The sequence below is a fragment of the Actinocatenispora sera genome (assembly GCF_018324685.1).
GTDB lineage: Bacteria > Actinomycetota > Actinomycetes > Mycobacteriales > Micromonosporaceae > Actinocatenispora > Actinocatenispora sera.
This window is the reverse complement of sequence record NZ_AP023354.1, coordinates 1,960,811-1,984,468: the sequence shown is the minus strand read 5'-3', so window position 1 is coordinate 1,984,468 and position 23,658 is coordinate 1,960,811. Positions and strand designations below refer to the sequence as shown.

Annotated in this window: 22 protein-coding genes; 7 read left to right on the top strand and 15 right to left on the bottom strand. The window is 73.8% G+C overall.

Annotation, left to right across the window (positions count from 1 at the left end):
* Positions 1–44: 44 nt before the first annotated feature.
* Together Asera_RS09500 and Asera_RS09495 are read left to right on the top strand one after the other, a co-directional pair.
* A complete protein-coding gene (locus Asera_RS09500) occupies positions 45–4,349 on the top strand; it encodes a hypothetical protein (protein ID WP_157034835.1) in 4,305 nt (1,434 codons plus the stop codon).
* 100 nt (positions 4,350–4,449) lie between these two features.
* Positions 4,450–5,094 (top strand): putative glycolipid-binding domain-containing protein, encoded by a 645-nt coding sequence (locus tag Asera_RS09495; RefSeq protein WP_342344415.1) that lies wholly within the window; start codon positions 4,450–4,452, stop codon positions 5,092–5,094.
* A gap of 63 nt (positions 5,095–5,157) precedes the next feature.
* On the opposite strand, the gene cds1 is transcribed toward Asera_RS09495, so the two are convergent.
* The 6 genes from cds1 to Asera_RS09465 form a co-directional block, all read right to left on the bottom strand.
* Positions 5,158–6,249, bottom strand: coding sequence for an L-cysteine desulfhydrase Cds1 (cds1, locus tag Asera_RS09490; protein WP_030446579.1), 1,092 nt, complete (start codon positions 6,247–6,249; stop codon positions 5,158–5,160).
* Between the two features lie 59 nt (positions 6,250–6,308).
* Positions 6,309–6,860, bottom strand: coding sequence for a Clp protease N-terminal domain-containing protein (locus Asera_RS09485; protein ID WP_030446578.1), 552 nt, complete (start codon positions 6,858–6,860; stop codon positions 6,309–6,311).
* A 2-nt stretch (positions 6,861–6,862) separates the two neighbouring features.
* Positions 6,863–7,084 (bottom strand): hypothetical protein, encoded by a 222-nt coding sequence (locus tag Asera_RS09480; RefSeq protein ID WP_030446577.1) that lies wholly within the window; start codon positions 7,082–7,084, stop codon positions 6,863–6,865.
* A 72-nt stretch (positions 7,085–7,156) separates the two neighbouring features.
* Positions 7,157–7,540, bottom strand: a complete 384-nt coding sequence (locus Asera_RS09475; RefSeq protein WP_030446576.1) for a type II toxin-antitoxin system death-on-curing family toxin — start codon at positions 7,538–7,540, stop codon at positions 7,157–7,159.
* A complete protein-coding gene (locus Asera_RS09470) occupies positions 7,537–7,734 on the bottom strand; it encodes a ribbon-helix-helix protein, CopG family (RefSeq protein WP_035296820.1) in 198 nt (65 codons plus the stop codon). Before Asera_RS09470 ends, Asera_RS09475 begins: the two co-directional genes overlap by 4 nt.
* 32 nt (positions 7,735–7,766) lie before the next feature.
* Positions 7,767–8,261: an Lrp/AsnC family transcriptional regulator gene (locus tag Asera_RS09465; RefSeq protein WP_035296934.1), complete on the bottom strand. Its 495-nt coding sequence runs from the start codon at positions 8,259–8,261 to the stop codon at positions 7,767–7,769.
* Between the two features lie 135 nt (positions 8,262–8,396).
* Between Asera_RS09465 and hppD the strand changes: the two genes are divergently transcribed.
* From hppD to hisC, 3 genes are all read left to right on the top strand, one after another.
* Complete coding sequence (hppD, locus tag Asera_RS09460) at positions 8,397–9,596, top strand: 4-hydroxyphenylpyruvate dioxygenase (RefSeq protein WP_030446574.1); 1,200 nt, start codon at positions 8,397–8,399, stop codon at positions 9,594–9,596.
* Between the two features lie 312 nt (positions 9,597–9,908).
* Complete coding sequence (locus Asera_RS09455; RefSeq protein WP_051802304.1) at positions 9,909–10,763, top strand: RDD family protein; 855 nt, start codon at positions 9,909–9,911, stop codon at positions 10,761–10,763.
* Entirely contained in the window at positions 10,756–11,880 is a 1,125-nt protein-coding gene (gene hisC, locus Asera_RS09450) for a histidinol-phosphate transaminase (protein WP_030446572.1), read from the top strand. The genes Asera_RS09455 and hisC overlap by 8 nt, the downstream gene beginning before the upstream one ends.
* Positions 11,881–11,943: 63 nt before the next feature.
* Here the strand turns inward: hisC and Asera_RS09445 are convergent, their stop codons facing one another.
* Positions 11,944–12,813, bottom strand: a complete 870-nt coding sequence (locus Asera_RS09445; protein ID WP_030446571.1) for a winged helix-turn-helix transcriptional regulator — start codon at positions 12,811–12,813, stop codon at positions 11,944–11,946.
* A 78-nt stretch (positions 12,814–12,891) separates the two neighbouring features.
* Between Asera_RS09445 and Asera_RS09440 the strand changes: the two genes are divergently transcribed.
* Positions 12,892–14,115, top strand: coding sequence for an MFS transporter (locus tag Asera_RS09440; RefSeq protein ID WP_030446570.1), 1,224 nt, complete (start codon positions 12,892–12,894; stop codon positions 14,113–14,115).
* Positions 14,116–14,209: 94 nt separating this feature from the next.
* Here Asera_RS09440 and Asera_RS09435 read toward each other — a convergent pair whose 3' ends face one another.
* From Asera_RS09435 to Asera_RS09420, 4 genes are all read right to left on the bottom strand, one after another.
* Complete coding sequence (locus tag Asera_RS09435; protein WP_211255594.1) at positions 14,210–14,953, bottom strand: guanyl-specific ribonuclease; 744 nt, start codon at positions 14,951–14,953, stop codon at positions 14,210–14,212.
* A gap of 68 nt (positions 14,954–15,021) precedes the next feature.
* Positions 15,022–16,635, bottom strand: a complete 1,614-nt coding sequence (locus Asera_RS09430; protein ID WP_084131631.1) for an MFS transporter — start codon at positions 16,633–16,635, stop codon at positions 15,022–15,024.
* 185 nt (positions 16,636–16,820) lie between these two features.
* Complete coding sequence (gene fahA / locus Asera_RS09425; protein WP_084131629.1) at positions 16,821–18,053, bottom strand: fumarylacetoacetase; 1,233 nt, start codon at positions 18,051–18,053, stop codon at positions 16,821–16,823.
* A complete protein-coding gene (locus tag Asera_RS09420; protein WP_051802302.1) occupies positions 18,050–19,024 on the bottom strand; it encodes a hypothetical protein in 975 nt (324 codons plus the stop codon). The genes fahA and Asera_RS09420 overlap by 4 nt, the downstream gene beginning before the upstream one ends.
* A 132-nt stretch (positions 19,025–19,156) precedes the next feature.
* Here Asera_RS09420 and Asera_RS09415 point away from each other — a divergent pair, with 132 nt between their 5' ends.
* Positions 19,157–20,323, top strand: coding sequence for a homogentisate 1,2-dioxygenase (locus Asera_RS09415; protein WP_030446565.1), 1,167 nt, complete (start codon positions 19,157–19,159; stop codon positions 20,321–20,323).
* 57 nt (positions 20,324–20,380) lie between these two features.
* On the opposite strand, the gene Asera_RS09410 is transcribed toward Asera_RS09415, so the two are convergent.
* The 4 genes from Asera_RS09410 to Asera_RS09395 form a co-directional block, all read right to left on the bottom strand.
* Positions 20,381–21,427, bottom strand: coding sequence for a tetratricopeptide repeat protein (locus Asera_RS09410; RefSeq protein ID WP_051802301.1), 1,047 nt, complete (start codon positions 21,425–21,427; stop codon positions 20,381–20,383).
* 146 nt (positions 21,428–21,573) lie between these two features.
* On the bottom strand, positions 21,574–22,050 hold the full coding sequence (ispF, locus tag Asera_RS09405) for a 2-C-methyl-D-erythritol 2,4-cyclodiphosphate synthase (protein WP_030446563.1): 477 nt from the start codon (positions 22,048–22,050) through the stop codon (positions 21,574–21,576).
* 149 nt (positions 22,051–22,199) lie between these two features.
* Positions 22,200–22,907 carry a 2-C-methyl-D-erythritol 4-phosphate cytidylyltransferase gene (gene ispD, locus Asera_RS09400; RefSeq protein ID WP_030446562.1) on the bottom strand — a complete coding sequence of 236 codons (708 nt, stop codon included), beginning with the start codon at positions 22,905–22,907 and terminating at the stop codon, positions 22,200–22,202.
* Positions 22,908–22,946: 39 nt separating this feature from the next.
* On the bottom strand, positions 22,947–23,432 hold the full coding sequence (locus Asera_RS09395) for a CarD family transcriptional regulator (protein WP_030446561.1): 486 nt from the start codon (positions 23,430–23,432) through the stop codon (positions 22,947–22,949).
* Positions 23,433–23,658 lie beyond the last annotated feature (226 nt).

The window sequence follows — 23,658 nt, the reverse complement described above, 5'->3', positions numbered from 1 at the left end:
AGGGCTCGATGGAAGACCGGACGTGTTCGACGTGCGGTGAGCGCGTGCCACCGGCCGTGGGCATCTGCCCGCGCTGCGGCACGCCGGTCGACCAGCCACCGGCTGCCGGCCAGTACCGGGCGCCCGCCGGCTCGGCGCAACCGCCGTCCTGGCCGCCCGCCGGCCAGCCGGGCGCTCCCGCTGGTGGGCCGTGGGGCGAGCCGCCGGCACCGACGGGCAACGGTCCGTGGGGCGAGTCGCAGGCACCGACGGGCAACGGTCCGTGGGGCGAGTCGCAGGCACCGACGGGCAACGGTCCGTGGGGCGAGCCGCCCGCGGCGGGCAGCAACCCTTGGGGCGACCCGCAGCAGCCCGCCGGCCGGGAGATCCCGCCGGAGTCCACGCCGTGGGGTGCGCCACCGGCCCCCGCAGCCCCGGCCTGGGGCGAACAGCCGGATGCCCGGGGCGAATCGCCTGCCCAGTCCGGCGGCCCGACCGACGCGTGGCGCGAACCGCCAGCCCAGTCCGGCGGCCCGGCCGACGCGTGGGGCGAACCGCCGGCGCAGCCCGGTGGCTCCGCCGACGCCTGGGGCGAACCGCCGGCCCAGCCCGGCGGTCAGCCCGGCGCGGGCACGTCGTGGGGCGAACCGCCGGCCGCCGAGCCGGCCGCGTCGAGCTGGGGCGGTCAGCCCGAGCCGGGCGACGCCGCGCCGGCCGATCGGTACCCCGGCGAGGCCGGCCGGCACGCCGGCGACCAGCCGGGACAGCAGCCCGGCGCGGACGGCGAGCCGCCGGAACCGCCGCCCGGCTGGGGCGAGCCGCAGGTGGACGAGGCCGCCGCGCTGCCCGAGCCGTACCAGCCGCCCCCGCCACCGGTGGACGGGCCGGTGTGGGTCGGCGGCGCCGCGCCCGGCCCGGACGAGCCGGCGCCGGTGCCGGCCGAGACCCCCGATTCCCCGGCCGACCTCGGCGGTTACGACTCGGACGAGCTGCCGCCGGACCCGTGGGCCGCCGCCGCGCCCGCCGGCGACAGCCAGCCGAACGCCGACCAGCCGGCAGCGTGGTCCGACCCGACGCCGCCGGAGCAGCCGGCCGCCGGGCAGCACAGCCAGCCGGCCGAGCAGGCCCAGTCCGCCGACGACCAGCGCGACTGGTTCGGCGACCGGGGACAGCCGGCCCCGGCCGAGCACGCGTCCGCCGACCGACCGGCCGACGGCTTCGCGATGCCCGGCCAGGAACCGGTCGACCGGTACGCACCGGCCGACGGCGGCGCGGGGCACCCGGCGCCGGGCGAGGCGGCCGGCACCGCATCGGGCAACTTCGCGGTACCCGGCCAGGAACCCGTGGACCGGTACGCGCCGGCCGACGGCGCGGGCAGCTTCGCGGTGCCGGGCCAGGAGCCGGCCGACCGGTACGCACCGGCCGACCAGAGCGCGCAGTACGCGCCGGCCGACCAGGGAGCGCAGCCGGGCGGCTTCGCCGTACCCGGGCAGGAGCCCGTCGACCGCTACGCGCCCGCGGACGGTCCGGGCGGCTTCGCCGTACCCGGGCAGGAGCCCGTCGACCGCTACGCGCCGCGCGAGCAGGCGCCGGCGCCGGATGGCGGCACGCCCGAGCAGGCACCCGGGGACCGGTTCGCGCCGGCCGACGGTGGCGGCGGCTTCGCGATGCCCGGCCAGGAACCGGTCGATCGGTACGCACCAGCCGACGGCGGCGCGGGGCACCCCGTGCCGGGCGAGGCGGCCGGCACCGCATCGGGCGGCTTCGCGGTACCCGGCCAGGAACCGGTCGACCGGTACGCGCCAGCGGACGCGGCCGCGCCGGCGGCGGACGGCGGGTCGCCGTGGGCGGCGTTCGCCGACGCCTGGCAGGAGCCGGCTCCGTCGGCCGAACCGGCCGCCGCTGCATCCGGCCACGAGCAGCGGTCCGAGCCGGCCGCACCCGAGCAGCCCGGGTACCAGCAGAGCCCGCCGCCCGGGCACCAGCAGCCGGCGCAGCCCGAGTACGGGCAGGCGCAGGCCGGGCATGAGCACGCGCAGCCCGGTGACGAGCAGGCCCGGCCGGAGCGGTCTGGCTACGAGCAGGCCCGGCCGGAACAGCCCAGCTACCAGCAGGCGCGACCGGAGCAGGCCGGCTACGGGCAGGCAAGGCCGGAACCGGTCGAGTACGGCGACGGCGCGGCCCGGCACGCGCGCGACGACGAGCCGCGGCCGGCCGACGACGGCCCGCCGGCCGCCTGGCCGCCGGCCGCCGCGCCCTGGCCGGGCGACGACGTGCCGCCGGTCGTCGCCGCCCGGGGCCGGGCCACGGTGCCGGCCGCGAACCGGATCAGCGCCGACGAACTCGCCGCGCTGCTGGACGGTGGCACCGGCGGCGAGCCGAACCCCGCACAGCCCGCCGCGGCGACGCCGGCGGAGGGCGGTGCCGACGCGCAGCGGGCCAACGGCTGGTGGGAGCACGGCGTGGCCGGTGCCGGCGACCCTGCCGCCGCGGGCGGCTCCCAGCCGGCGCAGCCCGGCTGGCCACCGGCCGACCCGAACGGTGCCGGTCCGGCCGGCGCACCGGCGCAGCGCAACCCCGCCGAGCCGTCCCAGAATCCGCAGCAGGACCGGTACGGCGGGCCGACCGCCGCCGACCCGTACGGTGCCGCACCGCAGGGCGCCGGGTCCTACGAAGCGGGGCCGTCGAACGCCGGCTCGGGAACGTACGGTGCCGCGCCGCAGGACGGCGGGACGTACGGCACGGCACCACAGGACCAGGGTGCCTACGGTGCCGCGCCGCCGGACCAAGGTGCCTACGGTGCCGCGCCGCCGGACCAAGGTGCCTACGGTGCCGCACCGCAGGGCGGCGGGACGTACGGTGCCGCACCGCCGGACCAGGGTGCCTACGGTGCCGCGCCGCAGGGCGGCGGCACGTACGGCGCGCCCGCACCGCAGGACCAAAGCGGATTCGCCGCCGCGCCGCAGGACCAGGGCGGTTACCGGGCGCCGGACCCGCACGAGCAGGGCCAGTACGGCGCGCCGCAGGGCGGCGGCCCGTACCGGTCGGCGAGCCAGGCGGGCGCGCCACCGAGCCAGGCGGGCCAGTACCGTGCGCCGGACGACCAGCACGGCGGCCGGCCCGGCGACCAGCAGTACGGTGCAGGCCAGCAGCCCGGCGACCAGCAGTACGGCGGGGTCTACGGCGGTGGGCAGCAGCCCGACCGGCAGTACGGCGGGACGGCGGCGCCGCAGGACCAGGCGTACCCGCCCGGCCAGTACGGCGGGCAGCCGCCGGCCGGCGGCCAGCCCGGTACGTACGGCGCTGCCGATCCGCGCTACCCCAACTCGGCGCCGCCGGAGCCGAGCGGCGCCGCGCCGGACGCCGGTTCGTGGTGGCGCGGCTCGGACCGGGCCGGCGGCGAGCAGGCGCGGCGGGACGGCGGCGAGGGTGGCGGTACCGGTGGGGGCGGCCCGGGGGGTCCGGGCGCCCCACCCCGACAGCAGAATCCCGCGTTCCTGGGTGACGGGGCCGAGGCTCCGCCCGGCAGCCTGCCACCCGCGCAACGCTTCGCTGCCCAACTCGCCGCCGAGCACGACCGCACCGCGGCCGATGCACACCGCCCGCAGGCACCCGACCGGAACGAGTACCGGTCCGCCGCCCCGGGTCGGCACGAGCAGCAGTACGACCAGCCCGCCGGTGCCGCGCACCGGCAGCAGCCGGGGCCGGCCCCGGACCCGTACACCGGTGCCGCGCCCGGGCACGGCGCCGCCGCATCCGGGTACGCCGCTTGGCCCGAGCAGACCGCCGGACCGGGCGACGCCGCCCGGCCGGGATCCGATCGCGCACGTGAGCCGCGGTACGCGACCGATCCGCCGCCCCGGCCGTGGACCGACGCGGACCGCGCCGCCGCCCGCCCCGGCGGCATCGACCGCTCCGCACCCGGCACGTTCGGCCCCCCGGTCGGCACCGGCTCCGCCGGCCAACCGACCGTGGGTGCACCCGGTGCGGCAGGACCCGCCGGCGGCCCACCGACCACCACGGGTGCGTCGAATCCGGCCGGTGCCCCGACATCCGCCGGCGGCCCACCGACCACCGCGGGTGCGCCTCCCACCGGCGGCCCACCGACCACCGCGGGTGCGTCTCCCGCCGGCGGCCCACCGACCACCGCGGGTGCGCCCGGTGCGGCGGCACCCGGCTATCCCGCGCTGAACCCGCTGGAGACGACCGGGTCGCTGGCCGGCAGCATCCTCGGACCGCGCAACGCGCCGCCGGATGCCACCGGCGACCTGAACCAGCAGACCTCCACCCGGCGCACCATGCTGGTTCTGCTGATCGGCGTGGTGTTCCTGGTACTGATCGGCGTGGCGCTCTGGGTCATCCTGGCCTGACCCGCGCACACGCCGAGCGGTGGACCGTCGAACCGGCCGGCACCGTGGCAGGCTGGTCGGGAGTCGCCCCGGGCGGGGTGCCGCGACTCGACCGCGGCAGGTGGCTGACACGGGAGGCGAGATGGCGACGCTGGGCAGGTCGGCGCTGTGGCGGCGGCTGGACACCACCGGCACCGAGCACGTGCTGTACGACGACAGCCAGGGGCTGCGTGCCCGCGGCACGATCATCAGCGCCGACCCGGTGCCGTACGTGTGCCAGTTCCAGCTGCTCACCGACGAGACGTGGGCGACCCGGATGCTCGAGGTGGAGGCCGAAGGGGCCGGTTGGCGGCGCCGGGTGCGCCTGGAACGCGCCGCCGGTCGGTGGCGGGTCACCGCGAACGAGTCGGGCCGGCTGGACCAGCTGCTCGCCCGGGCCGGGCGGCCCGGTGCGGCGCTGCCCGGCGCCGAGCTGCCGGAGGAGCTGTCCCCGGCCACCGACGTCGACCTGCAGTTCTCGCCACTCACCACGATGCTGCCGCTGCGCCGGCTCGGGCTGCTGCACGAGCCGGACACGGTGCCGCACACGATCACCGCGGCCTGGGTGCTGCTGCCCGAGCTGACCGTACTGCCGAGCGAGCAGACCTACCGGGCGATCGGCGACGACAAGGTGCGCTACCAGTCCGGGTCGTTCGCCGCGGAGCTGACGGTCGACCCGGACGGGCTGGTCCGCCACTACCCCGGCCTGGCCGACCGGGTCGTCTGAGACCGCACACCGTCGATCATCGGGTGACGTCGCGTTGCCCCCGTGGCGCGGGCGGTGCGTGGGTCAGGGTTCGCGCCAGTGGCCGGTGGCGAGGAAGCGTTCCACGGTGGCGAGGTACGGTGCCGGGTCCAGGTGCTGCGCGGCCAGCCAGTCGTCGTCGTAGTACGTGCCGGCGTAGCGGTCGCCGGAGTCGCACAGCAGCGTCACCACGCTGCCGGTCCGGCCGGCCGCGCGCAGCTCGGCGATCAGCGCGAACGCCCCGCACAGGTTGGTACCGGTGGAGCCGCCGACGCGCCGCCCGAGCAGCGTGGCCGCCGCGCGCATCGCGGCGATCGAGGCCGCGTCCGGCACCCGCATCATCCGGTCGACCACGCCGGGCAGGAACGACGGTTCGACCCGGGGCCGGCCGATGCCCTCGATCCGGGAGCCGGCGCACACCGTGTGCTCCGCGTCGTCGTCGACCCAGCCCTGGTAGAACGCCGAGTTCTCCACGTCGACCACGGCGAGCCGTGTCGGGTGCTGCCGGTACCGGAGGAACCGGCCGATGGTCGCGGACGTGCCGCCGGTGCCGGCGCCGACCACGATCCACTCCGGGATCGGGTGTCGTTCCAGCGCCAGCTGTTCGAAGATCGACTCGGCGATGTTGTTGTTGCCGCGCCAATCGGTGGCCCGCTCGGCGTAGGTGAACTGGTCCATGAAGTGGCCGCCGAGCTTGCCGGCCAGCGTGCGCGCCTCGTCGTACACCCGGGAGGCGTCCTCGACCAGGTGGCACCGGCCGCCGGCGAACTCGATCAGTTCGATCTTCTCCGGGCTGGTGGTCGCCGGGATCACCGCGACGAACGGCAGCCCGAGCATGCGGGCGAAGTACGCCTCGCTGACCGCGGTGGAACCGGACGAGGCCTCCACGATCGTGGTGCCCTCGGTGATCCAGCCGTTGCACAGCCCGTACAGGAACAGCGACCGGGCCAGCCGGTGCTTCAGCGAGCCGGTCGGATGCACCGACTCGTCCTTGAGGTACAGGTCGATGCCCCAGTCGAACGGCAGCGGGAAGGCGAGCAGATGCGTGTCGGCGCTGCGGTTGGCGTCCGCGGCGACCCTGCGCACCGCGTCCGCCACCCAGCCGCGGGCGGCGTTGCCCCGGTCGAGTTGTTCCACCCGGCGACGGTACCGCGCGGTCGGCCCCGGCTCGGGAACCCACCGCAGCAGGGGCAGGATCACGCTGCCCGGTGCGGCATTTCCCGCTCGACCGCCTCGCGTACCGCGTCGGGTTCGACGCCGAGTGCCCGGAGCGTCGCGGTCGCCGGGTTCGGCTCCGCCCGGATCACGCCGAGCAGGATGTGCCCGTCGTTGATCTCGGTGTCCTTCCGGTGCACCGCCTCCCGCAGGGCGAGCTCCAGCGTCTTCTTCGCGGCCGGATCGAACGGGATGTGCCCGGCCTGGAACGGCTTCGTCGGCCGGTCCAGCGCGCCCGGCCCGAACGACTCCTCGGCGGCCCGCCTGACCTCGGCCAGGTCGATGCCGACGGTGGCGAGCGCGTCGGCGTCCAGCGCGTTGTCGTGCTCGTGTCCCAGCCCCGCCACGTACACCCGGGCCGGCTCGAACGCGACCCCGAGCGAGGTGAGCGCGGCGGCGGCCGGGCCCCGGTCGATGGCGAGGATGCCGAGCAGCACGTGCTCGGTACCGACGTGGTCGTGCCGCAACGCCCGCGCCTCCTCCTGCGCCATGACCACGGCCGCGCGGGCGCCCTTGGTGAACCGTTCGAACATCGTCAGCGATCCTTTCGACCCTTGGCGTGTTTCTTGTGCACGGCCTGCCTGCTGACCCCGAGCAGCACCGCGATCGACTCCCAGGACCAGCCCGCCTCGCGCGCCGCGGCCACCTGCAGCGCCTCCAGGCGCTCGGCGAGCTCGCGCAGCGCTCGTACCGCCCGGAGGCCGATCGCCGGGTCCTTGCTGCCAGCCGCCTCGGCCAGCTGCACTCCAGTAGCCATACCGTCAACTTACGTTGACACGGCCACGGTGTCAACCTTGGTTGACGAGCACGGAAAGGTTGAAATCCTCGGTCAGCCGGGCTGGACCGCCCAGGTCGACAGCGTCGCGGCGATCTTCTCGACGTCGAGTTCACCGGCCGCGATCGCCACGACGAGCCGCTCTCCCTCGTCGACGCTGGGCGCCCGGACATCCGCGCCGTTGAGTATCAGGAACAGTCGGGTGGACACCCAGGCGAGTCGCTTGTTTCCGTCGATCAGCGCATGGTTGCGCGCCAGCGAGTGCAGCAACGCCGCAGCCTTCTGGCGCAACTGCGGGTACGCGTCGTCGCCGAACACAGTGGCCCGGGGGCGGGCAAGCGCCGACTCCAGCAGACCCCAGTCGCGCACCTCGGGTTCGCGTCCGAGGTAGGCGCGAGCGGCCGCGATCAGGTCCGCGAGATCGAGGTAGTCGGTCACTGCGCGAGCCGGTCGAGCAGTTCCGCGTCCTCGGAGACGATCCGTGCCAACGCCGCGTCGCGCGTCTGCGTGCGGCGGGAGACGTACTCGCGGATCGCCCGCCGGGCAACCTCCTGCATCGAGAGGTGCTCCCGCTCGGCAGCATCCTGCAACTGCTTGGTCTCTTCGTCGGTGAGTCGCAACGTCATCGCCATGAGTCGATGGTACCGCGTGATACCGCGCGGTATCAGCTCGATTTCGTGGCGGCTTCGGTGACGAGGGGGAGGACGCGGTAGGGGATCTGCTCGTCCAGGGCGATGATCGTGGAGCAGCGCACCACCCCGTCGTACCCGAGGATCAGGTCGATGACGCGCTGCAGGTCGGCGTTGGAGCGGGCCACCACCCGGCACATCATGTCGCCGGCGCCGGTGATGGTGTGCGCCTCCAGTACCTCCGGGATCGAGCCGAGGTGCCGGGCCACCGCGCGATGCCCGCGCTCCTGCCGGATCTCCAGGGTCAGGAAGCCGGTCACCGGGTAGCCCAGGGCCACCGGGTCGATGCTCGGCCCGTACCCGCGGATCACGCCGCGGGAGGTCAGCCGGTCGAGGCGGGCCTGCACGGTGCCGCGGGCGACGCCGAGCCGGCGGGAGCACTCCAGGACGCCGATGCGGGGCTCCGCGGTCAGCAGGGACAGCAACCGGACATCCAGGCTGTCCAGTGAATGTCCCGTTTCGCTGTACACGTTGCGCACTGTCTCACCGCCCGTGACCGGCTTGTGGAGCAACCTGACCAGCATTCTCGCGCACTATTGCCCAACGGTGGCCGGCTGCACGATGCTGCCCGCATCCAACCGGTACGACAGCCTGGGAGGCGCACCATGACCACCGCCATGGACCGTCCGGCCGAGCAGATCGACGAGGCCACCCTGATCGGTGCGGTCGAGCACGACATCAGCGCCGACCCGTTCCCGGTCAAGGGGCTCGACCACGTCCGGTTCTATGTCGGCAACGCCAAGCAGGCGGCGCACTACTACTCGTCCGCGATGGGCATGACCGTGGTCGCCTACCGCGGCCCCGAGCAGGGCCAGCGCGACCTGGCCGAGTACGTGCTGACGTCCGGCTCGGCCCGGTTCGTGATCACCGGTGAGGTGCACGCGGGTACCGCGGTGGGCGAGTCCTGGGCCAAGCACGGTGACGGCATCGTCGACCTGGCCCTCGAGGTACCGGACGTGGACGCCAACTACGCGCACGCGGTCGCGCAGGGTGCGGTCGGGCTCGACGAGCCGCACGACCTGACCGACGAGCACGGCACGGTGCGCGTCGCCGCGATCGCCACGTACGGCGAGACCCGGCACACGCTGATCGACCGGTCGGCGTACGACGGGCCGTTCCTGCCCGGGTTCGTCGCCCGCGAGCCGATGGTGAACCGGCAGCAGCTGATCGACGCCGGGCTGCAGCCCAAGCGGTTCTTCCAGGCCATCGACCACGTCGTCGGGAACGTCGAGCTGGGCAAGATGGACTACTGGGTCGACTGGTACAAGAAGGTCATGGGCTTCACCAACATGCAGGAGTTCATCGGCGACGACATCGCCACCGAGTACTCCGCGTTGATGAGCAAGGTGGTCGCCTCCGGCACCCGGAAGGTGAAGTTCCCGCTCAACGAGCCGGCCGTGTCCAAGCGCAAGTCGCAGATCGACGAATATCTCGAGTTCTACGGCGGGGCGGGCGCGCAGCACATCGCGATCGCCACGAACGACATCATCGCGAGCTTCGACGCGATGCGCGCCGCCGGCGTCGAGTTCCTCAAGACCCCGGACTCGTACTACTCCGACGCCGAGCTGCGCGCCCGGATCGGCACCGTCCGGGTGCCGATCTCCGAGTTGCAGGACCGCGGCATCCTGGTCGACCGGGACGAGGACGGCTACCTGCTGCAGATCTTCACCGCGCCGCTGCAGGACCGGCCGACGGTGTTCTTCGAGCTGATCGAGCGGCACGGCTCGATGGGCTTCGGAAAGGGCAACTTCAAGGCGCTGTTCGAGGCGATCGAGCGCGAGCAGGAGCGCCGCGGCAACCTGTAGCCCGCGCGCCGCGTTCTTCCGGCGCGGGCCGCGCCAACGACGTCGCGGCCCGCGCCGGTGCCACGGCCGGGCCCCGGGGGCGGGGGCGGTCGTTCCGGTTGCTGCTACCCGTAACCTTGCTCTGTCAGCTTTCGCCGGGCCCTCCACCGTGCGTGGTCGCGCCCACCGGCAGCGGTCTCGCGGGCCCGCGTCGGCACGGTGGTCGTCGAGGAAGGTGCATGAGCGAGCGTCAGCGAGCGAATCGTCAGCGCGCGAATCACGGGTACCGTGCGTCCGGTCCCCACCCCGGTTCGAGTGCCGCGGTGACTCGGCATGGCTAAGTCGATCTCCCCCGGGTGGTACAAGGATCCGGCGGCGCCGGAGACGCAGCGCTACTGGGATGGCGAGCAGTGGCTCGGCGACCCGCTGCCGGCCGACGCCACGCCGCCGGCGACCCCGCCCCAGCCACCGCCACCGCCGCCACCCGTCCCGGAGACCCCGCAGGTACATCCGGGTTGGACCGGCGCCGAGGTGCCGCATCCCGCCACGACCGGTGCCGGTCAGCAGGTGCCGCCGGAGCTGCTGCGCCCCGGCGCCGTGCTGCGGGCGCTGCCGAAGCCGACGATGCCGGCCGGCTTCGTGTCGGCGTCGCTGGAGCGCCGGCTCGGCGCCCGGCTGATCGACGTGGCCATCGTCGGGGCGCTCAGCATCGTGGCGAACGCCTGGCTCGGCTACAAGTACATCGCCGCACTGATGCCGTACGTGCGGGAGGCCATGGTCAACCCGCAGACCGAGGTGCCGAACGACCCGCAGCTGACCACCCTGCTCTACGCGATGATCGCGATCTCGCTGGTGCTCTGGTTCGCCTACGAGGTGATCGGTACCGCGCGCAACGGGCAGACGTTCGGCAAGCGGCTGCTGGGCATCAAGGTGGTCCGGCTGGACGGCGCACCGGCCGACTTCGGATCGTCGTTCCGCCGCTGGGCGGTGATGGCGATCCCGAACCTGTTCTTCCCGTGCTGCGCCCCGGTGCAGCTGATCGACGTGCTCTGGTGCACCTGGGACAAGCCGCTCGCGCAGTGCATCCACGACAAGTCGGCCCGCACCATCGTGGTGTCGGCCCGGCCCGCCGACCTGCCGCCGCCCGCGGACGGGCCGGCCAACGACGGAAGGACGTCTCATGAGTGAGAGCGATCGTCGTCCCCTGACCCGACCGGACCTGGCCGCGCTCCCGCCGTACGTGCCGGGCCGCAGTCCGGCCGACCTCGCCCGCGAGCTGGGTATCCCGGCCGCGATCAAGCTCGCCTCCAACGAGGTGCCGTACGGCCCGCTGCCCGGCGTCCCCGAGGCCATCACCGCCGCGATGACCGAGGTCAATCGGTACCCGGACGCCGCGGTGATCGCGCTGCGCGACGAGTTGGCCCAGCGGTACGAGGTGACGCCGGACCGGATCGTCACCGGCTGCGGCTCGGTCGGGCTGCTGGACCTGCTGTGCAAGTCGACCTGCCAACCGGGCGACGAGATCGTCTACTCGTGGCGCTCGTTCGAGGCGTACCCGCTGGTCGTGCTCGGCGCCGGCGCCCGCTCGGTGCAGGTACCGAACAAGCTGCCAGCGACGGCCTCCGCGGGAGGAAGCACGTCGGCCGGGCACGGGCACGACCTGGACGCGATGCTCGCCGCGATCACCCCGGCGACCCGGCTCGTACTGGTGTGCAACCCGAACAACCCGACCGGGACGGCGCTGCACCGGGCCGAGCTGACCCGGTTCCTGGACGCGGTGCCGGACGACGTGCTGGTGGTGCTGGACGAAGCGTACCGGGAGTTCATCACCGACGAGGAGGTGCCGGACGGGCTGGTCGAGTTCGCCGACCGGCCCAACGTGGTGGTGCTGCGGACGATGTCCAAGGCGTGGGGGCTGGCCGGGCTGCGCTGCGGCTGGCTGGTCGCCTCGCCGGAGGTGGCGAACACGCTGCGCACCGTGCTCACCCCGTTCGCGACGAACATGCTCGCCCAGGCGGCCGCGATCGCGGCGCTGCACGCGGCCGACGAGATGCGCCGCCGGGTCGACCTGGTCCTGGCCGAGCGGGACCGGCTGCTGCCGCAGCTGCGCGCGCTGGTCCCGGGCACCCCGGCGTCGCAGGCGAACTTCTTCTGGCTGCCGGTGGCCGACCCGATCGGCTTCGGCAAGCAGTGCGAGAGCCACGGCGTGATCGTCCGCCCGTTCCCGGAGGGGGTCCGCGTCACGATCGGCACGCCGGAGGAGAACGACGCGTTCCTCGCCGCCGCCCGAGGCACCACCGGCTGAGCACCGCCGGCCCGGTGCGGTCGCCACGACCGGCGGTCGTACCGCCGTCGTGGTGCGGTGCGGTCAGCCGGAGTCGACGAGGCGGAGCGCGTCGTCGACCGAGCCGGTCGGGTCGGTGATCGGGTAGTCCACCGCGCGCACCACCCGGTCGGCGTCGACCACCAGGGTCAGCCGCTTGAGCCGGTCGACGCCGGCGGCCCGGAACGTCGGCAGCCGCAGCGCGGCGGTGAGCGCGAGGTCGGCATCGGACAGCAGCGGGAACCGGATCCCCTCGTGCTCGGCGAACGCGTCGAGCTGGTCCGGCCGCTGCGTGCTGATCCCCCGTACGCTCGCGCCCGCGGCGGCGAAGTCGGCCGCCCGGGCCTGGTAGGTGCGGGACTCCAGGGTGCAGCCGGCCGCGCCGGGGATGTCGCCCCAGCCCGGCGGGTAGCCCTGCACGCCCGGCCGGTACGCGCCGGGGAAGCAGAACAGGACGGTACGCGGGGTGTCGGCGACCGGGTCGACGGCGCCGGTGCCGCGGCCGAGCAGCACCGGCGGGATCCGGGTACCGACCAGGGCGCGGGCGGCGCGCACCTCGGCGGAGCCCTCGACGCCGGTGGCGCGCAGCGTGCCGTCCCCGCTGACGTACCGGGATCCCCAGTCCTGCAGGGCGATCAGCACCGGCAGCAGGCCGCGGCCGGCGTCGGACAGGTGGTACTCGTACCGCGGCGGGTGGTCCTGGTAGCGGCGGCGGTCGAGCACGCCGTGCTCGACCAGGGTGGCGAGCCGCTGCGCCAGCACCTTGCGGCTGACGCCGAGTTCGGCGGCCAGCGCGTCGAAGCGGTGCAGGCCGCCGGCCACGTCGCGCACCACCAGCAGCGTCCACCAGTCGCCGACGACGCCGAGCGCCTGGGCGATCGAACAGTCGGCGTCGGCCAGGTCCGTGTAGCGCATCTCTCCCCTGCTTTCGCCGTCCCGCCCTCGCCATTATAGTCAGTTCCCATTAGGAACTGACTGCCTCGGAGGATACGCGTGACGACGCTCGACCGGCGCGCCGCGACCGGCGCGTTCTGGCGGTACTGGACCGCGTCGACGATCAGCAACGTCGGCGACGCGGTCACCGCGGTGGCCCTGCCGCTGCTCGCGGTCGCCACCCTGAACGCCACGACGTTCCAGGTCAGCCTGATCGCGGCCGCCTCGTACGTGTCCTGGCTGCTGATCGGGCTGCCGGCCGGCGTGCTCGTCGCCCGGCTGCCGCTGCGCGGAACCCAGGTGGCCATGGACCTGCTACGAGCGCTCGCGCTGCTGTCCATCCCGGCTGCCGCCGCCCTCGGCTTGCTGCGCCTGCCGCAGCTGGTGGTGGTCGCACTCGTCGTCGGGCTGGCCAGCGTGGTGTTCTTCGTCGGCAACTCGACGCTGCTGCCCGCGATCGTCCCGGCCGATCAGCTGACCGGCCGCAACAGCCTCACCTCCGGTACCCACGCGGTGACCCAGCTGTCCGGCCCGTCGCTCGGTGGCGTACTGGTGCAGGCGGTCGGCGCGGTCGCGAGCCTGCTGTTCGACGTGGTCAGCTACCTGGTCTCGGCGATCATGCTGGCCGGCCTGCCCCGCCCCCGCCGTACCGGCGACGCGCCCACCGGTTCGCCGCTGCGGATGATCGCCGACGGCCTCCGGTACGTCGCCCGGCACCGGCTGATGCGCTCCTGCGTCGCCGCCGCGACGCTGGTCAACTTCGTCTGCGGCGCGCTGCTCACCCTCACCCCGGTGTTCCTGGTCCGTACCCTCGGCGCGGCGCCCGGCCTGGTCGGCGTGCTGATGGCGACCGAGGGGGTGGGCAGCCTGGTCGGTGCCGCGCTGACGCCGCGGATCGCCCGCCGGCTCGGCTCCGCCCGGGCGTTGCTGCTGGCCGGCACCGTCGCCGCGGTACTCGCGCTGCTGATGCCGCTGGCCCGCAGCGGCTGGGGGTTGCTGGTGTTCGCCGCCGGCAACGCCGGCTTCGCCGCCGGTGTGGTGGTGCTGAGCGTGCTCACCCGTACGCACCGGCAGACCGTCACCCCGCCGGAGCTGCTGTCCCGGGTGATGGCGACGGTGCGGTTCGTCTCGTGGGGCGCGATCCCGCTCGGCGCGCTGGTCGCCGGTCTGGTCGCCAGCGCCGTCGGCAACCGCGACGCGCTCGCCGTGATCTGTGCGTTCACCTTCGCCACCCCGCTGGTACTGGCGGTCGGCCCGGTTCGCCGGCAGCGCGACCTGGACTGATCCGGGGCGGGCACCGTCGGTGCCCGCCCCGGGTTGGCGGTTCGCGACGCCAGTAGGTGCGCCGCGGTCTCCGTGGTGCCGGTCCAGCCAGACCCTAGGACTGGACCTGGCAGAAGCTGCCGTAGTCGTCGCCGGTGTAGTAGTACTCGCCGCCGGATCCGCTGATCAGCCGGCGGTCACCGGTGCCGGAGTCGCCGGGGGTGGGCACCACGTACAGGTGGTAGTAGCCGGCCGATTCGGCGGGCAGCACGCCCTCCCGGTTCTGGTACACGGTGCCGTCCTGCTCGTACTGGAACGGGCCGCCGGCCTCGACCAGCCCGATGGTGTCCTGCACCTGCGACGGCAGGTCGGTGCACGCCGGTACGCCGCCTCCCCCGCCCCCGTTCGCGTCGGTGATCTCGCAGAACGTCTCGTAGTGGTCGCCGGTGTAGTAGTAGTGCGCCGGGTCGGTCAGCGGCGAGCCGCCGGTGACGATCCGCCGGGTGCCGCGGTTCGGCGAGCCGGGCGTGATGACGGTGTACTCGTGGTAGTAGCCGGACGACTCGGCGGGCAGCACGCCCTCCCGGTTGTCGAACACCACCCCGTCGTTGTCCGGGTAGGGGAACGGCCCACCGGAGTGGATCAGGTCCACCGTGTCGGTGGCCTGTGCCGGGAGGCTGCCCAGCGTGCAGTCGGAGATGTCGGCCGGCGCGGCGACGGACGCCGCGGCGACGTGGCGGGCCGGTACCGGGTGGGCCGGTTGGGCCTGGGCGACCCCGGTACCGAGGGCGAAGACCCCGGCGAGCCCGGCGACGGTGGTCACCAGGGCTCGGCGGAGCATCAGGGCATGTAGTCTCATGTCCGGATAGTACGAATAAATCGGTTAACGGCGCATCCCCGAGCCGCGAAACTTCTCGCCCCGTCCGATCAACGCCGGTCGATCTCCGGTCGGCGCGGCGGGCCGGTACGGGTCTCCCGCGCCGCCCGGTCCTCGCCGCCCGGGCGCAGGTCGCGCGGGATCAACACCAGGCTGACCAGCGCCGCGAGCAGCAGGACCACCGCCGAGACCAGCGCCGTGTCGACGAACGCGCGGCCGAACGCGCTGAACGCACCGGCCAGCGGCCCGCCCGTGCCGGGCGGGTGCCCCAGGTCGGTGGAGATCTGCGCCGCGTCGCCGACCGACTCGGCGGCCGGTCCGGCGTGCTCGGCCGGCAGCGCCGGCAGGTGCGCGCGGTAGAGCCGGACCGCGAGGCTGCCGAGCGCGGCCACTCCGAACGCCCCGCCCAGCTCGTAGCTGACCTCGTCCACCGCGGCGGCGCTGCCGGCCTGCTCGGCCGGCGACGACGCCATCAGCAGTACCGACGCGATCGTCGACGCGGCACCGGCGCCGAGCCCGGTCAGCGCCAGGAACGCACCGACCGGTGGGTACGTCAGGTCGCCGGCACGGGCGGCGAACCACGGCACCGCCATCCCCACCGCCACGACCAGCAGCGCCAGCGTCAGCACGGACCGCGGGGCGAACCGGGCGATCAGCGCCGGCGCGCCGAGGGTGCCGGCGATCAGCGCGAGCGGCAACGGCAGCAGGTGCACACCGGCTTCCAGCGGGCTGTCGCCGTGCGCGTACTGGAACCACTGGCTGGCCAGGAACAGCAGCCCGACGAGGCCGAACATGGCCAGTGCGATGGCCGCCACGGCGCCGGTGAAACCGCGCCGGGCGAACAGCCGTACGTCCAGCAGCGGGTGCCGGCGGCGCAGCGAGTTGCGGAGGAACGCGTACCCGCAGACGACGGCGACGATCAGCGAGACCCAGACGACCGGGTCGTGCAGGCCGTTCCTGCCGGCGAGCTTGATCGCGTTGGCGATGCCGACGATGGCGAGGATGGACAGCACCACGCCGGCCCAGTCCCACCGGGCCGGCACCGGCCGGTGGTAGTCGGGCAGCAACCAGCGACCGAGCACCATCGCGGCCATCGCGATCGGCACGTTGATCAGGAAGACCGCGTGCCAGCTGAAGTGCTCCAGCAGCCAGCCGCCGAGCAGCGGGCCCAGCGCCATCCCGGCGCCGAACACCGCCGACCAGACGCCGAACGCGAACGTCCGCTCGCGCGCGTCGGTGAACACCTGGCGCAGCATCGACAGCGTCGCCGGCATGATCGCGGCACCGCCGATGCCGAGGCCGACCCGGCTCGCGATCAGCTCGGCCGGGTTGGTCGAGATCACCGCGCCGATCGAGGCGACACCGAAGATGCCGTACCCGATCAGCAGTACCCGGCGGCGACCGGTGCGGTCGCCCATCGCGCCGGCGGTGACCAGCAGCCCGGACAGCGCCAGCGCGTACCCGTCGACGATCCAGAGCTGCTCGACCGAGTTCGCGCGCAGGTCGTCGACCAGCGCCGGCAGCGCGACGTTGAGGATCGTCGCGTCCATCGCGATGATCAGCAGCGACGCCGACAGCAGCGCGAGGACCACCCAGCGGGAGCCCACGCCCGGGACCTCGACGGCGACCGGCTCGTCCGGTTCCGCGGCGCGGTGCCTCCCCATCCGACCACCCCCGAGCCGCAGGATACGTGGCGTGATCAGAGCAACGCGGACAGTTCGATGATCGCGGCCCGACTACCCGCTTGCGGCCCCCTTTGCTCTGCTTCCCATGAGGAAGCACCCCTGCTTCCCATGAGGAAGCAGAGCAAAGGACGGTCAACGCATGGGGTGGCTGTCCGGTCCCGGTCTCAGCCGCGGGCCGGCAGGATGGTGCCGGTCACCTCGCCGAAGCCGATCGTCGTACCGTCGGCGCCCGGTGCGGTGCCGGTGATCGTGATGGTGTCGCCGTCGGCCAGAAACACCCGCTCGCTGCCGTCGTCCAGGGTGACCGGCTCGGCGCCGCCCCAGGTCAGTTCCAGGAAGCAGCCGCTGCCGCCGGGGCGCGGCCCGGACACCGTGCCGGAGGCGTACAGGTCGCCGGTGCGCACGCTGGCGCCGTTGACGGTGAGGTGGGCGAGCTGCTGCGCGGCGGTCCAGTACATGCCGGCGAACGGCGGGCGCGACACCGTGCTGCCGTTCCAGTCGACCGCGAGCGACAGGTCGTACGCGTTGCCCGCCGGCAGCAGGTAGTCGGCCGGGACCGGGTCCTGCGCGGGCGCCGGCACCCGGGCGGCGGCGAGCGCCTCCAGCGGTACCACCCAGGGCGAGATGCTGGTGGCGAACGACTTGCCGAGGAACGGGCCGAGCGGCACGTACTCGAATGCCTGGATGTCGCGCGCCGACCAGTCGTTCACCAGGACCGCGCCGAACACCGTCCGCTCGAAGTCCACAGTGGACACCGAGGAGCCCTGCGGGCTCGGGGTGCCGACCACGAAGCCGACCTCGGCCTCGATGTCCAGCCGCAGGCTCGGCCCGTACTCGGGTTCGCCGTCGACGAGCCGCTGCCCGGACGGCCGCACGATGTCGGTACCGGAGACCACGATGGTGCCGGCCCGCCCGTGGTAGCCGACCGGCAGCCGGTGCCAGTTCGGCAGCAGCGGCGGCTGGTTCGGCCGGAACAGCCGGCCGACGTTCCCGGCGTGCTCCTCGAAGGAGTAGAAGTCGACGTAGTCGGCCACCTCGACCGGCAGGTGCACGGTCACGTCGCTCCGCGCAACCAGCGCGGACCGCAGCGCCGGCTCGTACGAACCGTCGGCGACCAACTCCAGCAGCCGCACGCGCACCGCATGCCAGACGTCGAACCCCTTGACCAGGAACGGGTTCAGGCTCGGTGCGTCGAAGATGGCCCGGTCCACCACGCCGAACTCGTCGCGCAGCGCGTCGTCCAACAGACCGGTGTTCGCGGTCGCCGCGAGCGACAGCACCTGGTCCCCGATCGCGACCGCGACGTGCCGCCGGCCACCGTCCTTGCTGACGATCCCGTACGGCAGGTTGTTCGCCGGGAACGGCGAGGCCGCCGGGATCTCGATCCAACTGGTCACGCGTGAGCCTTTCTCGGCGCAGGCAGGTGGGAGAGCAGGGCGCGGGCGAGCAGGCCGAGCTCCACCAGGTCGGTCAGCGGCTCGGCCACGCTGCACGAACCGTACGAGGTGAACCAGGTACGCGACCGGCTCGACTCGCCGTCGCGCGGCAGCATCGCACGGGCCACCTCGGCCAGCGGTCCGGCCTGGCGGCAGGCCAGCGCCTGCTCGGTACCGGCGAACGGCGGGTCGGGCAGCGCGCCGAGGCACACCGCCGCCAGGACGTTCAGGTAGCCGTGGTGTTCGAAGCCGGTCGCCGCCGCGGTGTGCCGTACCGCGTGGTGGAGCCCCGCCGTCAGCTTGAACCCGAGCCCGCGCGCCCGGCACCGGTCGAGGAAGCCGGCAAGCTCCGCCTCGGTCGGGAACGCCTCTGCGGTGAGCCCCCCGGTACGCAGCTTCGCCCCGGTGCCGGGGCCGGCGGCAGCGAGCGCGTCGACCGCGGCGAGCAGGTGCGGGCCGCGGGGCAGCTCGACGTACCGGCGCACCGCTTGGTCGACCGCCGCCGCGAGCCGGGTGGCGACGTCCTCGACCTCGCCCGGCTCGGCGCCGACCGGGCATTCGAGCTGGCGCAGCACCACCCGCGGGTCCACCCGGACGTCCGGGACCACCGCCTCGATCGTGTCGATCGGCCCGATCAGGCCGATGTCCAGCCGGGGCGGCCGGGTCCCGCGCGGCCGTTCCGGACCGGCCGGGCCGCCGCTCGGCGCGTCCATACCGGCCGGGCCGCCGCTCGGCGCGTCCAGGCAGTCGACCAGCTCGCTCCACCGCGCCGTCGGGAGCAACAGCGGCCCGACCAGATCGGTGTACGGTGCCGTGCGGTGGTGCCGGTGTTCGGCCACCGCGACCGGCATGGGGGCATTGCCGGGCGGAAAGAGGGCGGCGTCGTCGACGAGCGCACGAAACAGCGCCGGGATCGGCGACTCGGTTGACATACCGCTGACCGTAGTCGACGCTACGTGTATAGGACAATAGCGTCCGATTATCGGACGAGCACTGTTGGTGACAACGATCGTTGGTGCCGGCCGGCGGGAACCGCCCGGCGGCACCCGTACCCGGGAGGGCCGATGCCGTACTACCGGCGGGTGGGCGAGATCCCACCGAAGCGCCACACCCAGTTCCGGCAGCCCGACGGCTCCCTCTACAAGGAGGAGCTGATGGGCCAGGAGGGGTTCTCCAGCGACTCCTCCCTGCTCTACCACCGCTACCCGCCGACCGCCATCCTCGCGGCCGACGCGTACGACGCGCCGCGCGTCACCCGCACCCCGAACCACCCGCTCAAGCCGCGGCACCTGCAGACGCACAAGCTCGACACCACCGGCGCGGACGCCATCACCGGCCGGCAGCACCTGGTCGCCAACGACGACGTGCGCGTCTCGTACGTGACCGCCGACCGGCCGAGCCCGCTGTATCGCAACGCCATCGGCGACGAGTGCCTCTACGTCGAGGCCGGTACCGCGACGGTCGAGACCCAGTTCGGCGCGCTCGACGTGCGCCTCGGCGACTACGTGATCATCCCGATGTCGGTGATCTACCGCGTGGTGCCCACCGGCGACGAGCCGCTGCGGATGCTGTCCGTCGAGTCCACCGGCCACATCGGCCCGCCGAAGAAGTACCTCTCGGTCCGCGGCCAGTTCCTCGAGCACTCGCCGTACTGCGAGCGCGACGTGCGCGGCCCCAGCGAGCCGCTGCTGGTCGACGAGACCGAGGTCGAGGTCATCGTGCAGCAGCGCGGCGGCTGGACGAAGTTCGTGTACGCGCAGCACCCGTTCGACGCCGTCGGCTGGGACGGCTGCCTGTATCCGTGGGCGTTCTCCATCTTCGACTTCGAGCCGATCACCGGCCGGATCCACCAGCCGCCGCCGGTGCACCAGACCTTCGAGGGACCGAACTTCGTGCTGTGCTCGTTCGTGCCACGCAAGGTCGACTACCACGAGCTCGCGATCCCGATCCCGTACAACCATCACAACGTCGACTCCGACGAGATGATGTTCTACACCGGCGGAAACTACGAGGCTCGGCGCGGCTCCGGCATCGAGCAGGGCTCGATCTCGCTGCACCCGTCCGGCTTCACCCACGGACCCCAGCCGGGCGCCGTGGAGCGCGCGCTCGGCGTCGAGTTCTTCGACGAGCTCGCCGTCATGGTCGACACGTTCCGCCCGCTCGACCTGTGCGAGCCCGGCCTGTCCGTCGAGGACACCGGCTACGCCTGGACCTGGAACCGCAAGGTCTGACCGGCACGGTGCCGGTGGCCCGCCGCCACCGGCACCCCGCCCCTCCGGCGGGGCCGCTCACCGGCCACGGCCGGCGCGGTGCAGGTCGTCAGCACGCAGCACCAGCGCGGCGAACGCGAACGCGCCCAGCAGGATCAGCACGCCCAGCGGCCACGGCGAGGCCACCAGGGCGAACACCAGCAGCATCGGCGGGCATGCCAGTACGCACCAGCATCCCGCCGCGAGCCAACGATCGAGCGACGGCAGCACCCGCAACGCCGGCTGCGTACCGGCCGGCGGGTGCACCCGGAACACGCCGAACAGCAGCACCCCGAGCAACCCGACCGCGGCGGCCACCACCCGGGCCACACCACCGCCGACCAGCATGGTCAACGCCACCACCAGCGGGCCGCCCCAGGCGTACAGCGCGCCGATCGCGAGGAACCGCGACATCCCGCTGCGCACGCCACGGCCGGCCGCCGGCTCCGGTTCGGTACGTTCGTCCGGCGCCGGCTTACCGCCGTTCCGGGACGGGCGCAGCCGCAGCACCGACGGCTGCTCGACGTCCGCCGCCCGCGGATCCAACCGGAGCGCCTCCGCGCGCGCCCGCCGGGCCACGTCGGCCAGCCCCAGATCGGCCGCGACCGCGGACAGCACCAGATGTGTCTCCGGCTCCTCCGGCGCGAGCCGGACCGCCTGCCAGGCCGCGTCCAGGCTCGCCTGGCCGTTGCGCACCTGACGGACGATCGCCGCGAAGTGCAACTGCCGCAGCCACGACTCCGGTTCGACCTCCACGAGCCGTTCCGCGGCCTCGATCGCATCCTGCTTGCGTTCCAGCGCGACCAGCGCGTACCCGCAGACCACCTGGCCGAGCAGGTGTTCCGGATCGGCGGCGAGCGCGGCGCGAGCCGGCGGCAACGCCTGTTGCGCGCGCCCGGCCCGCAACTCCACCATGCCGAGCGTCGCCAGCGCCTCCGGATTGTCCGGCGCCAGCCGCAGCGCATCCCGCAGTTCCTCGGCCGCCTCGGCGAAGTGGCCCAGGTCGTCGAGCAGGTCGGCGCGCTGGATGAACGTGCGCACCTCGGCAGCGGTGTCCCGCCCCGTCTCGTCCGGCTCCCCCGTCACGCCCCGAGCCTAACGACCCGACACCCCCACCGACCTCCAACTCGCCTCTCCCCATCACCCCGCACCGTCGCCCCACCATTCCCCGACCCTCCGAGGCGAACCATGCGGAGTCCAGACATCCGTACCGAGCCCGATGCGGTGATTCGTCAGGCCGGGTACACCAGGGCCGTGGCGATCGCCGCCAAGCCTTCGCCCCGCCCCGTGAACCCCAACCCGTCACTGGTCGTCGCGGACACCCGTACCGGCGCCCCACCCAACGCCGCCGACAACGCGTCCTGCGCCTCGCCCCGGCGCGGCCCGATCTTCGGCGACCGCCCGATCAGCTGGACCGCGATGTTGCCCACCGCGTACCCGGCGGCGCCGACCCGGCGCGCCGTCTCGGCCAGCAACGCGGTACCGGCGGCGCCGGCCCACTGCGGCTCGGCGGTACCGAAGTTCGCGCCGAGATCGCCCAACCCGGCCGCGGACAGCAGCGCGTCGCAGGCAGCGTGCGCGGCCACGTCGCCGTCCGAGTGGCCGGCCAAACCGGGCTGGCCCGGCCAGTACAGTCCGGCGACCCAGCAGTCACGATCGGCCTGGTACGCGTGGATGTCGGTGCCGACGCCGACCAGCGGGATGATCACGCCGCGAGCCTAGCGAACCGCGCGGCGAGCGCCGAGGGACCGCGGTCGAGCCGCACGACCGCGCGGCGAGCGCCGTCGGACCGCTGGCGAGCCGCAGGACCGCGTGGCGGTCCGTTCCGCCCGGACCGCACCGGTCGCGATGCGAGCGGCTACGGGTCGACGAGGAGGGCGGCGACCTGCAGGTCGAACGGCCTGGTGATCTTGAAGGCGGACTCGGCGCCGGGCACCGTGGTCACCCGGCCGCCGAGGCGCTCGACCAGGCCGGCGTCGTCGGTCGCGCCACCATCGGTGTCGGCCGCGTGCGCCGCGGCCAGCACCGTGCGCCGGAAGCCCTGCGGGGTCTGCACCGCGCGCAGTACCGAACGGTCGACCGTACCGGTGACGGCGCCGTCCGGGTCGACCTGCTTGATGGTGTCGACGACCGGCAGCACCGGGATCACCGCATCGCTGCCGGCCCGGACCGCCGCGGCGACCCGATCGACCAGCTCCGGCGGCGCGAACGCCCGGGCCGCGTCGTGCACCAGGATGATCGGGTACCCGCCGGGCACCGCGGCGAGCGCCAGCGCCACCGACTGCTGCCGCTCGGCGCCGCCGACGACCAGGTCCAGGCCCACCCCGCTCCCGGCGAGGACCGGGGTGAGCAGCGCGGACACCGAGTCGACCGCGCCGGCCGGCACCGCGACCACGACGTGACCGACGCAGTCGGCCTGCGCCAGCCGGCGCACCGCGTGCACCAGCAGCGGCGAACCGGCCAGCTCGCGCAGCGCCTTCGGCAGCCCGGGGCCCAGCCGCTCGCCCCGACCCGCAGCAGGCACGAGGACCGCGACGTCGCCGCGTCCTGCTCTCGACGCGGTCACGTCGCGGTCCTCGTTCCTGCGGATGGCGTCGTGCTTGGCTCAGGCCTCGGACAGCACCCGATCGAGCAACGACTCTGCCTCGTCCTTGGTGCTCTTCTCGGCGAGGGCCACCTCACCGACCAGGATGTCGCGGGCCTTGGCGAGCATCCGCTTCTCGCCAGCCGACAGCCCACGCTCCCGCTCCCGGCGCCACAGGTCCCGCACGACCTCGGCAACCTTGAGCGGGTTGCCGGACGCCAGCTTCTCCAGATTTGCCTTGTACCGCCGCGACCAGTTGGTCGGCTCCTCGGTGTGCGGAGCGCGCAGCACATCGAAGACCTTGTTCAGGCCCTCTTCGCCAACCACTTCCCGGACACCGACGATCTCGGCGTTTTCAGCTGGAACCCGCACCGTCAGATCGCCCTGCGCAACCTTGAGCACGAGGTACTGCTTTTCCTCGCCCCGGATGGTCCGGGTCTCGATTGCCTCGATGAGTGCGGCCCCGTGGTGGGGGTAAACAACGGTCTCGCCGACACTGAAAGCCATAGGTTCGAAACCCCTTTCGCTGTGTTAAGGGTAACACGCCGTTGCCCCGGACCGGGACTCCGCATGCCGCCATAACCGCTGGTCAGCGGCGTGTGAGGAGGCCTACTCGACTTGACAAACGGCGATTCGCGCGGCACACGGCGGCCGATCGCGACTACAGGTAATCTAATGGGCACGAAAAGTCAGGTGTCTGCTTCGTCCCTAAACACCCACCGGCGCAGCCCGG

Excerpts from the sequence above, each read along its gene's own strand:
- Asera_RS09485 (WP_030446578.1), bottom strand. The coding sequence starts at position 6,860 with ATGTTCGAACGGTTCACCAAGGGCGCCCGCGCGGCCGTGGTCATGGCG.
- Asera_RS09480 (WP_030446577.1), bottom strand. The coding sequence starts at position 7,084 with ATGGCTACTGGAGTGCAGCTGGCCGAGGCGGCTGGCAGCAAGGACCCG.
- Asera_RS09470 (WP_035296820.1), bottom strand. The coding sequence starts at position 7,734 with ATGGCGATGACGTTGCGACTCACCGACGAAGAGACCAAGCAGTTGCAG.
- hppD (WP_030446574.1), top strand. The coding sequence starts at position 8,397 with ATGACCACCGCCATGGACCGTCCGGCCGAGCAGATCGACGAGGCCACC.
- Asera_RS09455 (WP_051802304.1), top strand. The coding sequence starts at position 9,909 with ATGGCTAAGTCGATCTCCCCCGGGTGGTACAAGGATCCGGCGGCGCCG.
- hisC (WP_030446572.1), top strand. The coding sequence starts at position 10,756 with ATGAGTGAGAGCGATCGTCGTCCCCTGACCCGACCGGACCTGGCCGCG.
- Asera_RS09445 (WP_030446571.1), bottom strand. The coding sequence starts at position 12,813 with ATGCGCTACACGGACCTGGCCGACGCCGACTGTTCGATCGCCCAGGCG.
- Asera_RS09435 (WP_211255594.1), bottom strand. The coding sequence starts at position 14,953 with ATGAGACTACATGCCCTGATGCTCCGCCGAGCCCTGGTGACCACCGTC.
- Asera_RS09430 (WP_084131631.1), bottom strand. The coding sequence starts at position 16,635 with ATGGGGAGGCACCGCGCCGCGGAACCGGACGAGCCGGTCGCCGTCGAG.
- Asera_RS09420 (WP_051802302.1), bottom strand. The coding sequence starts at position 19,024 with ATGTCAACCGAGTCGCCGATCCCGGCGCTGTTTCGTGCGCTCGTCGAC.
- Asera_RS09415 (WP_030446565.1), top strand. The coding sequence starts at position 19,157 with ATGCCGTACTACCGGCGGGTGGGCGAGATCCCACCGAAGCGCCACACC.
- Asera_RS09395 (WP_030446561.1), bottom strand. The coding sequence starts at position 23,432 with ATGGCTTTCAGTGTCGGCGAGACCGTTGTTTACCCCCACCACGGGGCC.